The 519-nt window shown below is 40.8% G+C and carries 1 protein-coding gene; it reads left to right on the top strand.

The genetic code is table 11. The annotated features are described in order from the left end of the window. Window positions 1-217: 217 nt before the first annotated feature. Window positions 218-519, top strand: a 302-nt coding sequence (locus R8N47_RS28395) for a GNAT family N-acetyltransferase (RefSeq protein ID WP_318186506.1), incomplete at its 3' end; no start/stop codon positions are given.

Genomic DNA, 519 nt, shown 5'->3' with positions numbered 1-519 from the left:
GCGTTTTTGATTGATCCCGAGGGTAATAATGTGGAATCCGTGGTGTACCTTTAGTACGCATACAACAAAGCGTTTAAGAGTAACTTCCCAGGCTTGGGATTTTTTACCAAATGGTTCTGGTGATTGAAGAGGCATGTAGTAGCAATAGTATTGCTTACCCCCTCTCCCCTCAGCAAGGCGTTATACGTCAATAGTAAATGAAGAAGCAGACCTTTCGATGTTAACCACAAAAATTGAAACAGAACGATTAATACTACGAGCTTTAGTCGCAGAAGATGCGGGAGACTTGTTTAGTATATTCTCAGACAATGAAGTCATGAAATATTGGAATACTGAACCTTGGGTGTCTGTTGATGAGGCAAAAACATTTATAACCAACAGTGTTCGAGCTATGGATAGCAATACAGAAGTGATTCTAGGTATCTACTTAAAAAGCACAGGGCAACTTCTAGGTAAGATAATGCTATTTAGCTTTGCCAAAGAGTCTAGACGTGCCGAAATCGGTTTTGGCGTCAGCCG

The sequence above is a fragment of the Vibrio sp. 2132-1 genome (assembly GCF_033344315.1).
This window is presented reverse-complemented; position numbering and strand designations above follow the sequence as displayed.